This is a genomic window from Rhodococcoides corynebacterioides NBRC 14404, from assembly GCF_001894765.1.
GTDB classification, from domain to species: domain Bacteria; phylum Actinomycetota; class Actinomycetes; order Mycobacteriales; family Mycobacteriaceae; genus Rhodococcoides; species Rhodococcoides corynebacterioides.
In genome coordinates this window covers 135,083-147,351 of record NZ_BCWV01000006.1, presented here as the reverse complement: position 1 = coordinate 147,351, position 12,269 = coordinate 135,083, and the positions used below count along the sequence as shown (strand labels likewise).

The following is a 12,269-nucleotide window of genomic DNA, read 5'->3' as shown; positions in this document are numbered from 1 at the left end:
CCGCCGCCGTCAGCGCGCCCGGTAGGCCCGCCACCCGCCGTACTCGGTGATGTCCGTCCCGGCGTCGGCGGCTTCCTGGCTGCAGGTGAAGCCCGTCACCCACCGTCCGTCGGACAGTTCCACCGGACCGAGTCCCATCGGCGCCGGGAGCGCAGCCAGGAACGTACCGAGGTGAGCCGGGGCGAGGCGGTAGAGCTCGCCGGCGATCTCGGCGCCGCCGCCGCCCACGCGGACCAGGCCGGGCTTCGGCGGCTCGGTGCGCAGGTCGCGCAGCCGGTACACCGTCGCGGTGCGCACCTCGCCCAGGAATCGCGCCCCGCGCTCGGTGAGCTGGCCGTGCGCCGGGAAGCCCGCGAGGTGCGCGCCCACCACCAGGACGTCCACGCCACCCGCGCCGAGGTCCGGAGCCGGCTCGTCGATCAGGCGCGCCGCGAGGTCCACGGCGACCTGATCGTCGAAGCGGTCGGTGACGAGCATGACGCCGAACGGATCGCCCGCGGCCGTCGGGAGGCCGGGCACGGCCACGGCAGCCAGGTCGAGCAGGTTGCAGAAGTTCGTGAACGTCCCCATCCGGCGGTTGATCGCCACCGGCTCGGCCTGCACCGCCGCGATGGTCGGGTGCTCGGTGGTGGTGGGCAGCAGCAGTGCGTCCACGTCCGCGAGCATGCGCACCGCGCGGGCACGGACCCGGGTCAGTCGGTCGAGGTCGGTGACGTACTCGTGCGCCGCGGGCGCCTTGGCTCCGCGCACGATGGCGGCGACCGTCGGGTCCGCGCTCGCGGGCTCCGTCTCGAGGAACGCTCCCACCGCCGCGTACCGCTGCGCGACCACGGCCCCGTCGTAGAGCAGCGTGGCCGCGTCGAGAAGGGCGGAGACGTCCACCGTGACGGTGTCGATCCCACGGTCGGCCAGCCCGTCGACGGTCGCCGCGAACGCGGCGTCGAACTCCGGCGACAGTGCCGTGAGGTCCTCTGCCCGCGGCACCGCGACGCGTGGCCGGGGCGAGGCCGCGAGGCGAACTGTCGCGGGCCACGACCGACTCCGCGGGTCCTCCTCGTCGGGCCCGATCATCGCGCGCATCGCGGCGGCCGCGGTGGCGAGGTCCGCGGCGAACACCGTGACGGCGTCGTAGTCCACACAGGCGGGCACCACGCCCGCCGTGGGAACCAGCCCCAGCGTGGCCTTGATGCCGACCAGGTCGTGCAACGCGGCCGGCACCCGGCCCGATCCGGCGGTGTCGGTGCCGAGCGCGACGTCGACCACGCCGAGTGCCACGGCGACCGCCGATCCGGCGCTCGACCCGCCGGACACCCGGTCGGGATCCCACGCGCATCGCACCGCGCCGTACGGGCTGCGTGTGCCGACCAGGCCCGTCGCGAACTGATCGAGATTCGTCGTGCCCAGCACCAGAGCGCCGGCGTCGACGAGCCGTCGGACTGCCGTCGCCGACCGCTCGGCCACGGCGCCGAACTCCGGGCAGGCCGCCGTGGTCGCGAGTCCGGCGACGTCGATGTTGCCCTTGACGGCCACGAGCAGCCCGGCGAGCGGAAGGTCGGCACCGTCGGCGAGCCGCTGCTCGACGGCGTGCGCGTCGCTCAGCACCTCGGCCTCCGGTCGCAGGTCGATCCACACCTCCGGCCGGTCCTCCTCGCCGAGGCGCTCGTACGCCAGGGCCACCCGCTGCGACGGGGGCAGCGTGGGGTCGATTCGGTCGACGACGCTCATGCGGGGATGGTCCCTTCGGTTCTCGGGGTGGGGTCCGGGGTGGGCACCGGGGTGCCGGCAGGGACCGTGACCAGCAGGGGCCTGCCGGGTTCGACGCGATCACCGGAGGCGACGGTGACGGCGACGACGCGCACGGCGTCCGAGACGGTCACGGGCAGTTCGAGTTTCATGTCACTATCACGAACAGCGATGTTTACGAATAGTTCTCGGCCGTGATCCGGTCGGCGAAGGTGCGCGGGTACAGAGGCGTACCCAGAGCGGTATGCGAGGAGAACGGTACGAGACGGGTGTTTCCGGACCGCAGAATCGCTGTGACAGTTGCGTATCCGAGGTGACGGCCGTGTTACGAGATCCATCTCGTCGTGACATGCACCGAACGGTGCCGGTCGGCGCGGTGACGGATCGTGGCTGTGTCGTGGATCCGCGCGGGTTCCGGTGGTGCGCGCGGGTTGCAGCCGAAGCGGATCGCTCGAACCGGCGCGGATCGGGGGTGGCTGGAGACCGCCTCAGCCGGGGTAGTGGGCGGAGACCTCGGCGAAGAGTTGGCGTGCGGCCGCGGCGGCAGCGTCGGGGTCTCCCGCGATCACGGCGTCGACGAGGGCCCCGTGCTCGTCGTGGAACCCCCGCCGTGTCTCCGCGACGTGCCGGGACACTGATTCCTCGATGGTGGGGAGGGCGAGGTCGTAGAACTCGAGGTACACCGCGTTGTGACTGGCCGCGACGATCGCGCGGTGCAGGGCCGTGTCGAGGGCCAGAGCCCCGGCGCGGTCGTTGTCCCAGGCCTGCATCCGTCGATCGCGGATGTCGCACAGGATGCGGACGTCCTCGTCGGTCCGTCGGCGCGCGGCCAGGGTGGCCGCGGTGACGTCGAGGGCCTGTCGCAGCTCGAGCACGTCGCGGGATCGCGAGGCGGCAAGGAACCGTCCGACGGTGGCTGCGACGTCGGAGGCGGCGACGACGTAGGTTCCGGACCCCTGGCGGCGGTCCAGCATGCCGGCGTGGACGAGAGCCCCGACCGCTTCTCGCACCGTGTTGCGGCCCGCGCCCGTGAGCTCGACCAGGTCGGTCTCGGTGGGGATGCGGGTGCCGACGGGCCACGTACCGTTCTCGATCTCGCGGCGCAGGCGCTCGGTGACCCGGTCGATCAGGCTGGGGCGGGCGGGCGGCACGCGGTCCTCCTCCGATCGGGGCGGTGTGGCGTCGACGACGGGTCTTTGCCCCGACGAACGAAGTCATCCTATGATTTTTCGGTGTCGTCGCCCACCTCCACCGCACCTCGCCCCGCGCCGCTGCCTCTGATCCGCGGACGCGTCCTCGTGTTCGCCGCGATCGTGCTGTCGGCGTTCACCCTGAGGTCCGCGGTGACGTCGATCTCACCGCTCTTCCCGCGCATCGGTGACGACCTCGGCTTCGGGGCCGGGATCATCGGCGTTCTGGGCATGGTGCCGACGCTGATGTTCGCGGTCTTCGGCGTCGCGGCACCCGCGATCGCCGTCCGACTCGGCCTCGAACGGACTGCTCTGGTGGCGGCCCTGGTCACCGCGGTGGGCATCTTTGCGCGCTCGTACGCGCCCGGGACCGCCAGTCTGGTGCTGCTCTCCGCGGTGGCACTCGCCGGCATGGGCGTCGGCAACGTCGTCATCCCGCCGCTGGTGAAGCGGTACTTCTCCGACCGGGTGGCGGTGATGAGCACCGTCTACATCTGCTTCCTGCAGTTCGGCACCATCGTCCCGTCCCTCACCGCGGTGCCCGTCGCCGACGCCCTCGGGTGGCGAGCGTCCCTGGCGCTCTGGGGTCTCGCGGCCGTCGCCGCGGCCGTGCCGTGGTTCGCGGTCGGTGTGATCGACCGTCGTGGCCGAACCGCGGCGACAGCGACAGCTGCAGCGGCGACGACGTCGCCCGAGGCCGAGTCCTCGCCTCCCGAGGGCCCGCGGGTGGCCCCGTGGCGGACGTCCCTCGGGTGGGGCATGGCGCTGATGTTCGGCATGACGTCCCTGGTCACCTACTCCCTGTTCGCCTGGCTGCCGTCGTTGCTCGTGGAGGCGGGGGTGTCCGAGAGTGCCGGCGGTGTGGCCGTGGGCGTGTTCAGCGCGCTGGGGCTGGCGGCGTCGTTGGTGGCTCCGTGGTTGGCGACGCGCGTGGTCGATCCGTTCCCCGTGGCGGTGGCCTGCACGGTGTTCTTCCTGTCCGGGTTCGCCGGTCTGTACTTCTCGCCGGGACACCTGACGCTGCTGTGGGTGGTGCTGGTGGGTGCGGGCCCGACGACGTTCCCCCTCGCCCTCACGCTGATCAATCTGCGGACCCGCACCGAGAAGGGCTCGTCCGCGCTGTCGGGGTTCACGCAGGGAGTGGGGTACCTCGTGGCGTGTTCCGGCCCGCTGCTGTTCGGCGCGCTGCACGAGGCCTCGGGGGCCTGGACCTGGTCGTTCGCCTTCCTCACCGGCGCCGTCGTGGTGCTGCTGGTCGCGGCGCGCGCCGCGTGCCGACCGCGGGTGCTCGAGGATGTGCTCGCCGCCCGCCCCACCCCGTAACGGCAACCCGCGCGAACGACCCGACCTCGCGGGGGCGGGCAGATCCGTATCCCTGACCGGATCCGCGTCGGTTCCGGCACTCCGCTGCAGCTGCACCACGCGCGGACCACTGGAAGTCGCGCGGATCCGCTCGTTCCGGACGTGACCTCACCGGCCTCAGCCCCGCGAACCGGCTGCTCCACAACCCCGTGACACGGACCTCACCGCACCCCGGGCGCACACGTGAGGTCGAATTCATCGACCGGTCACAACCAGAAGCGTTCTCGCAACACGAGTTTCCTATCTTTGGGCTTCCCCGAGATCAGGAGGCCGTCCGTGACCAGTGTGTCGGACCACAATGCAGCGACGTCCACAGCACCGACGTCCGCGGCTCCGGTGGTGCACAACCACCGCATCGCCCACTGGGACCCCGAGGACGTCGAGGCGTGGGAAGCCGGCGGCAAGCAGATCGCCCGTCGCAACCTCGTCTGGTCGGTGGTGGCGGAGCACGTCGGCTTCTCCATCTGGTCGATCTGGTCGGTGATGGTCCTGTTCATGCCGATGGACGTGTACGGCATCGATCCCGCCGGGAAGTTCTTCCTGGTGGCCGTTCCCACGCTGGTGGGTGCGGTCCTGCGCATTCCGTACACCTTCGCCACCGCGACCTTCGGTGGTCGCAACTGGACCGTGTTCAGCGCACTGGTGCTGCTGATCCCCACGGTGCTGACGCTGTGGTTCATGGTCAACCCCGCCTCGTACACGACCTACCTGATCGTCGCGGCGTTCGCGGGACTCGGCGGCGGCAACTTCGCCTCGTCGATGACCAACATCAACGCCTTCTACCCGCAGCGTGAAAAGGGTTGGGCCCTGGGACTGAACGCGGGCGGCGGCAACATCGGAGTGCCCGTCGTCCAGCTGCTCGGTCTGTTGGTGATCGCCACCGTCGGCAACACCGCCCCGGAGATCGTCTGTGCCGTCTACCTCGTGCTGATCGCGATCGCCGCCGTCGGCGCCGCGATGTTCATGGACAACCTCGACAACCAGAAGACCAACGGTCGCTCCATGATCGACGTTCTCCGCCACTCGGACTCGTGGTGGATCGCGTTCCTCTACATCGGCACGTTCGGCTCGTTCATCGGCTACAGCTTCGCCTTCGGCCAGGTGCTGCAGATCAACTTCCTCGCCGGTCTCACCGAGGGTGGCCCGGTCACCCCCGCACTGCAGGCGCGCGCCTCGCTGCTCGCCGCCCAGATCGCGTTCCTCGGACCGCTTCTCGGATCGCTGTCCCGCCCGATCGGCGGCGCACTCGCCGACCGACTCGGCGGCGGACGCATCACGCTCTACACCTTCGTCGCGATGATCTTCTCCGCCGGCATCCTCGTGGCGACCGGCACGATCGACGACGCCTCACCGGGCGCCGCGACCGGCACCACGATGACCGCATACGTGGTGGGCTTCATCGCCCTGTTCGTCCTGTCCGGGCTGGGCAACGGGTCGGTCTACAAGATGATCCCCGCCATCTTCGCGGCGAAGGCCGCGGCGATGACCGAGGCCACCGCCGAGGAGCGGGCCGCCTGGTCCCGCACGATGTCCGGTGCACTCATCGGCATCGCCGGGGCCATCGGAGCCCTCGGCGGTGTGGGCATCAACCTGGTCCTGCGTGCGGCCTACACCGGCGCGGACAAGTCCGCCACCAGCGCGTTCTGGGTGTTCCTCGGCTTCTACGTCGCGTGCGCCGCGGTGACTCGGGGGGTCTACCTGCGTCGGTCGGACCGCGCCGCGGTGACGGTATGACCGTCGTCGAATTCGGTCCGGCCGGCGTCGAGCGGCACGCACCCGCCACCGCCGGGACCGCCACGCACTGCCCCTACTGCGGACTGCAGTGCGCCATGACGATCACCGGTGACGGACCCGCGACGGCAGCGGTCGAACCGCGACAGTTCCCCACCAATCGAGGGGGGTTGTGCCGCAAGGGATGGACGGCCGCCGACGTGCTGCGCGTGCCGGATCGCCTGACCGCCCCGCTCGTCCGCATGGACGGGGACCTCGTTCCCACCACGTGGGAGCACGCTCTGGATCTGGTGGCGAACACGTTGACCAGGCTGCGTGCCGAGCACGGTCCGGACTCGGTGGGCGTGTTCGGTGCCGGTGGCCTGACCAACGAGAAGTCCTACGTGCTGGGCAAATTCGCCCGCGTCGCGCTCGGCACCTCCAACATCGACTACAACGGTCGCTTCTGCATGTCCTCGGCCGCGGCGGCGGGCAATCGGGCGTTCGGTCTGGACCGGGGCCTGCCGTTCCCGGTGTCCGACCTCGGATCCGCCCGCGCCGTCCTGATCCTCGGCGGCAACGTCGCGGAGACCATGCCGCCCTTCACCGCGCACCTCGGCACCGCCGCGGCGGCCGGGGGCCTGATCGTTGCCGATCCTCGCCGGACTCCCACGGTGGACCGGGCACTGGCGGCCGGCGGTATGCACCTCCAGCTCGCGCCGGGGACGGATCTCGCACTCGCCCTGGGTATGACGCACCTGGCCGTCGTCGAGGGCTACGCCGACCGTGACTACCTCGACGAGCGCACCGAGGGTGTCGACGCCTACTGGGCGACGGCTGCTCAGTGGTGGCCCGAGCGAGCCGAGCGGGTCACGGGGGTTCCGGTCTCGCGGATGCGCGAGACCGTTCGAGCCCTGGCGACGTCCCGCGACGCCGGTACCGGCGCCTACGTTCTCACCGCACGCGGCGCCGAACAGCACGCGTCCGGAACCGACACGGTCTCCGCCGTCATCGCTCTGGCCCTCGTCCTCGGACTGCCCGGGAACCGGGGGACGGGGTACGGGGCGATCACCGGCCAGGGCAACGGCCAGGGCGGACGCGAGCACGGGCAGAAGGCGGACCAGCTGCCCGGCTATCGATCCATCACCGACCCCGCTGCGCGAGAGCACGTCGCGGGCGTGTGGGGCATCGACCCGGCCGACATCCCGGGTCCGGGGAAGAGCGCCTACGAACTGCTCGACTCCGTGGGCCGCGCCGACGGGCCCCGCGCCCTGCTGGTGCACGGATCGAACCTCGCGGTCTCCGCACCTCGGGCGGCGCACGTCGTCGACCGCCTCGACGCCCTCGAGCTCCTGGTGGTGACCGATTTCGTCCTCTCCGAGACCGCGGCTCGCGCCGACGTGGTGCTGCCCACGCTCCAGTGGGCGGAGGAAGAGGGCACCATGACGTCGTTGGAAGGGCGAATCCTGCGTCGCCGCAGAGCACTTCGTGCTCCGGACGGTGCGCGCGGCGAACTCGACATTCTCGCGGACCTGGCGGAGCGGCTCGGTCAGCCCGCGAACCGCTTCCCCCGCGACGCGGCCACCGTGTTCGACGAACTCCGTCGCGCCTCGGCCGGCGGCCCGGCCGACTACTCCGGAGTGACCTACGAGCGGCTCGACGCCGGCGAGGCGCTGCACTGGCCGGTCCCCGCGGTGGACCATCCGGGCACACCGCGCCTGTTCCTCGACCGGTTCCGGACACCGAGTGGGCGTGCACGATTCACCGTCGTCGACCACGTCGGACCCGCCGAGACCGCCGACGAGGACTTCCCCCTCCTCGCCACGACGGGCCGGGTCCTCGGGCACTACCAGTCCGGCGCCCAGACCCGACGGGTCGCGGAACTGGTCGACGCCACGGGACCGATGTTCGTCGAGGTCCACCCGGACACCGCGGAGCGAGCGGGTCTCGCCGACGGGGACGACGCGTCCGTCGTCTCGCGGCGTGGAACCACCCGTGCCCGGGTGCGTACCGAGGCGACGATGCGGCTCGACACCGTCTTCCTTCCGTTCCACTTCGCCGGGGCCGAGCGCGCCAACCTGGTCACCAACGACGCGCTCGATCCCACCAGCCGGATGCCCGAATTCAAGGTCGCCGCCGTGCGATTGGAGCCGACGTCATGACCGTGACCACCGCACCGCACCGCGTCGTCGTGGTCGGCAACGGTCTCGCCGGGGCCCGATTGCAGGACGAGGTGCTGCGCCGCGATCCCACCGGTGAGCGTGTCCGCGTGATCGTCTACGGCGACGAACCGCACCCCGCGTACAACCGCATCCTGCTCTCCACGGTGATCGCGGGCCGACTGCGACCGGAGGACATCGGGCTGCGCCCCTCCTCGTGGGTCGACGACCATGCCGACCGGACCCACCTCGGGGTGAGCGTGACGGGTATCGACCGCGCATGCCGGACGATCACCCGGTCCGACGGCGGCACCGACACCTACGACACGCTCGTTCTCGCCACGGGCTCGTCGGCCGCGGTGCCGCCGGTCCCGGGCATGCGTGACGACGACGGGCGGCCGGCGCCGGGCGTCGTCACCTTCCGCACCCTCGAGGACTGCGCCGTCATCGCCGCGTCGGCCGGGCCAGGCTCCCGCGTGGTCGTCGTCGGTGCCGGACTGCTGGGCGTCGAGGCCGCCCGCGGCGCCGCGCTGCGCGGCGCGCAGGTGACCGTCGTCCACCCCAAGACCCACCCCATGGAGAAGCAGCTCGATCGGGCCGGGGGAGCCGTTCTCGCCCGCGTCCTGCGCGAGCTCGGCATGGACATCGCTCTGGGTGCGCGGGCCGCGGCCGTACGACACGTCGACGGCACGCTCCAGGTCGACCTGACCGACGGCACCGGGGTCGACGCCGATCTCGTGGTGGTCACCGCCGGCGCCCGTCCCAACACCGATCTCGCGGTCGCCTGTGGACTCGACGTCGGACGAGCCGTGGTGGTCGACGACCGGTTGCGCACCTCCGATCCGCACATCCGCGCGATCGGCGACTGCGCCGAGCACCGCGGTGAGGTGTACGGGCTCGTGCAGCCCGCGTGGGAGATGGCCGCCGTTCTCGCCGACGATCTGTGCGGTGTCGACGGGCCCGCCTACGAGGGCAGCGCCGTGGTGACGCGACTCAAGGCGCACGGCATCGACCTCGCCTCGATGGGCTGCGTCGAGACGCCCGACGACGACGAGACCGAGGTCCTCACCCTCAGCGACCCCACCCGCGGGCGCTACGCCAAGGTGATCGTCCGCAAGGACCGCCTGATCGGTGCCGTCATGCTCGGCAACCCCGAGGTGGTGGGCACGCTCGGCCAGTACTTCGACGCCGGAACGCCCGTTCCGAGCGACCGGATGACCCTGCTGCTCGGTCACCTCGCCGGCGGCCCCGCCGAGACGACGTCTCCGTCGACCATGCCCGACGCGGCCGTGGTCTGCCGCTGCAACACCGTCACCAAGAAGCATCTGGTGTCCGCGTGGCGACGGGGGTGCCACACCACCGCGGCGATGGCGCAGGCGACTCGCGCCACCACCGGCTGCGGCAGCTGCGTCTCGGCCGTCGACGGCCTGTGCGACTGGCTGCACCGTGCCGACCCAACCAGCGCCGACCCACCCCGCGTCGACCCACCCGGCGACGATTCGTGCACTCCCGCTTCGTCTTCCGATCCCCGCCCCGCCACTCTCGTGAGGAGCTCGACATGACCCGCACCGCAGTCGTCGTTGGACACGGCATGGTCGGACACCGTTTCGTCGAGGCGCTGCGTGCCCGCGACACCGACGGCGACTGGACCGTGACCGTGCTGTGCGAGGAGCCGATCCCGGCGTACGACCGGGTGGGCCTGTCGTCCTACGTGGGTACGTGGGACCACCGCGAACTCGCGCTGGCCGGGAACGAGTACGCCGGAGACGACGCCGTCACCCTGCGCACCGGCGTGCGGGCCGTGTCGGTCGACCGCGAACGACGCGTCGTCGTCACCTCGGAGGGCGACTCCGTCGCGTACGACGCGCTGATCCTGGCCACCGGTTCGTACCCGTTCGTCCCGCCGGTGCCCGGCCACGACCTCGATCGGTGCTTCGTCTACCGCACCGTCGACGATCTCGATCGCATTCGCGCCTGCGCCGACGCGGCGGGCGAGGGGGCGGTCGGTGTGGTGGTCGGCGGCGGTCTGCTCGGTCTGGAGGCGGCGAATGCGTTGCGGCAGATGGGCATGACGCCGCACGTCGTCGAGTTCGCACCGCGACTGATGCCGTTGCAGGTCGACGAGGGCGGCGGCGCTCTGCTGAAGCGGCTGGTCTCCGAACTGGGCGTCGTCGTGCACACCGGAGTCGGCACCTCGGCGGTGGCGGACAACGGCCACGGCATCGACGTCACCTTGGCGGACGGGACCGTGATCGACGCGTCGCTGCTCGTGTTCTCGGCGGGCGTGCGCCCCGCCGACGCCCTCGCCCGCGACGCGGGACTCGCACTCGGCGACCGCGGCGGTGTGCTCACGGACACGAGCTGCCGCACCGAGGACCCGCACGTGTGGGCCATCGGCGAGTGCGCCGCCGTCGAGGGTCGCTGCTACGGACTGGTGGCACCCGGATACTCGACCGCCGAGGTCGTCGCGGACCGATTGGTCGGCGGCGCAGCGGAATTCCCCGGTGCGGACCTCTCGACCAAGCTGAAGCTGATGGGGGTCGACGTCGCCAGCTTCGGCGACGCGCTCGGCGCCACCGAGGGCGCGCTGGAGGTGGTGCTGAACGACGCCGCCAAGCGGACCTACGCCAAGCTCGTCCTGTCCGACGACGCCACCACGCTGCTCGGCGGCATCCTCGTCGGCGACGCGTCCGCCTACGCGACCCTCCGGCCGATGGTCGGTCGACCGCTGCCCGGGGATCCGGCGTCGTTGATCTCGCCGACCGGCGAGAAGCTGGGCGTCGCCGCGCTGCCCGACGACGCCGAGGTGTGCTCGTGCAACGCCGTCACCAAGGGGGCGATCTGTTCGGCGATCGCCGACGGCGCGTGCGACCTGGCGGCGATCAAGGGCTGCACCACCGCCGGCACCACCTGTGGCGGTTGCCTGCCCACCGTCAAGCAGTTGCTGGCAGCAGCGGGCGTCGAGATGTCGACGGCGTTGTGCGAGCACTTCTCCCAGTCTCGTCGCGAGCTGTTCGAGATCGTCTCCGCGACCGGGATCCGGACGTTCTCCGGCCTGGTCGCGGCACACGGCCGCGGCGCCGGGTGCGACATCTGCAAGCCCGTCGTGGCGTCGATCCTGGCCTCGACGTCGTCGGACCACATCCTGGGTGGTGAGCAGGCCGCACTGCAGGACACGAACGATCACTTCCTCGCCAACATCCAGAAGAACGGCACCTACTCGGTGGTGCCGCGCATGCCGGGCGGCGAGTGCACACCCGAGCAACTCATCGTGATCGGCGAGGTGGCGCGCGACTTCGGTCTCTACACCAAGGTCACCGGCGGTCAGCGCATCGACCTGTTCGGCGCGCGAGTGGAGCAGCTGCCCGCGATCTGGAAGCGGCTGGTCGACGCCGGCATGGAGAGCGGTCAGGCCTACGGCAAGTCCCTCCGCACCGTGAAGAGCTGCGTCGGCTCGACCTGGTGCCGGTACGGCGTGCAGGACTCGGTGGGTATGGCCGTCGATCTCGAACACCGCTATCGCGGTCTGCGGGCACCGCACAAGATCAAGTTCGGCGTCTCGGGCTGCGCGCGCGAGTGCGCGGAGGCCCGCAGCAAGGACGTCGGCATCATCGCCACCGAGAGCGGCTGGAACCTCTACGTCGGCGGCAACGGCGGGCAGTCGCCGAAGCACGCGGTCCTGCTCGCGTCCGGTCTCGACGACGAGACGCTCGTGCGCTACATCGATCGCTACCTGATGTTCTACGTCCGCACCGCGGACCGGCTGCAGCGGACGGCGCCGTGGATCGAGAGCCTCGAGGGCGGGCTCGACCACCTGCGCAGCGTGGTGTGCGACGACTCCCTCGGCATCGCGGCCGACCTCGAGGCGGCGATGGCCACGCACGTCGAGGGCTACCGCGACGAGTGGAAGGGCGTTCTCGAGGACGAGGAGAAGCTGGCGCGGTTCGTCTCGTTCGTCAACGCCCCCGCCGAGCCGGACCCCACCGTCGCCTTCGACGAGTCCGGGGCCCGCAAGGTTCCGGTGCTGCTGGGGATGCCGAGCACCACCCGCTAGGGCCGACCGTCAGGACCACACACACGGGCAACGGCGCCGTAACCGACGAGA

8 protein-coding genes are annotated in these 12,269 nt (G+C 71.3%); 5 read left to right on the top strand and 3 right to left on the bottom strand.

Annotation, left to right across the window (positions count from 1 at the left end; all coding sequences use genetic code 11):
- Positions 1 to 9 precede the first annotated feature (9 nt).
- The 3 genes from atzF to RC2_RS14955 all read right to left on the bottom strand — a co-directional run bounded on the left by atzF (position 10) and on the right by RC2_RS14955 (position 2,894).
- The gene (gene atzF, locus RC2_RS14960) at positions 10 to 1,725 is read right to left on the bottom strand and encodes an allophanate hydrolase (protein ID WP_068146430.1); all 1,716 of its coding nucleotides are present in this window, start codon (positions 1,723 to 1,725) and stop codon (positions 10 to 12) included.
- Positions 1,722 to 1,895: a hypothetical protein gene (locus tag RC2_RS18970; RefSeq protein ID WP_156509728.1), complete on the bottom strand. Its 174-nt coding sequence runs from the start codon at positions 1,893 to 1,895 to the stop codon at positions 1,722 to 1,724. The genes atzF and RC2_RS18970 overlap by 4 nt, the downstream gene beginning before the upstream one ends.
- A gap of 336 nt (positions 1,896 to 2,231) precedes the next feature.
- Entirely contained in the window at positions 2,232 to 2,894 is a 663-nt protein-coding gene (locus RC2_RS14955) for a FadR/GntR family transcriptional regulator (RefSeq protein ID WP_068146426.1), read from the bottom strand.
- Positions 2,895 to 2,975: 81 nt separating this feature from the next.
- Between RC2_RS14955 and RC2_RS14950 the strand changes: the two genes are divergently transcribed.
- The 5 genes from RC2_RS14950 to nirB all read left to right on the top strand — a co-directional run bounded on the left by RC2_RS14950 (position 2,976) and on the right by nirB (position 12,218).
- Positions 2,976 to 4,256: a CynX/NimT family MFS transporter gene (locus RC2_RS14950; protein ID WP_068146423.1), complete on the top strand. Its 1,281-nt coding sequence runs from the start codon at positions 2,976 to 2,978 to the stop codon at positions 4,254 to 4,256.
- 375 nt (positions 4,257 to 4,631) lie between these two features.
- Positions 4,632 to 6,029, top strand: a complete 1,398-nt coding sequence (locus RC2_RS14945) for a nitrate/nitrite transporter (protein ID WP_139277426.1) — start codon at positions 4,632 to 4,634, stop codon at positions 6,027 to 6,029.
- Positions 6,026 to 8,167, top strand: a complete 2,142-nt coding sequence (locus RC2_RS14940) for a molybdopterin oxidoreductase family protein (protein ID WP_068146412.1) — start codon at positions 6,026 to 6,028, stop codon at positions 8,165 to 8,167. The genes RC2_RS14945 and RC2_RS14940 overlap by 4 nt, the downstream gene beginning before the upstream one ends.
- The gene (locus RC2_RS14935; protein ID WP_068146409.1) at positions 8,164 to 9,726 is read left to right on the top strand and encodes an FAD-dependent oxidoreductase; all 1,563 of its coding nucleotides are present in this window, start codon (positions 8,164 to 8,166) and stop codon (positions 9,724 to 9,726) included. The genes RC2_RS14940 and RC2_RS14935 overlap by 4 nt, the downstream gene beginning before the upstream one ends.
- Complete coding sequence (nirB, locus tag RC2_RS14930; RefSeq protein WP_068146406.1) at positions 9,723 to 12,218, top strand: nitrite reductase large subunit NirB; 2,496 nt, start codon at positions 9,723 to 9,725, stop codon at positions 12,216 to 12,218. Before RC2_RS14935 ends, nirB begins: the two co-directional genes overlap by 4 nt.
- Positions 12,219 to 12,269 lie beyond the last annotated feature (51 nt).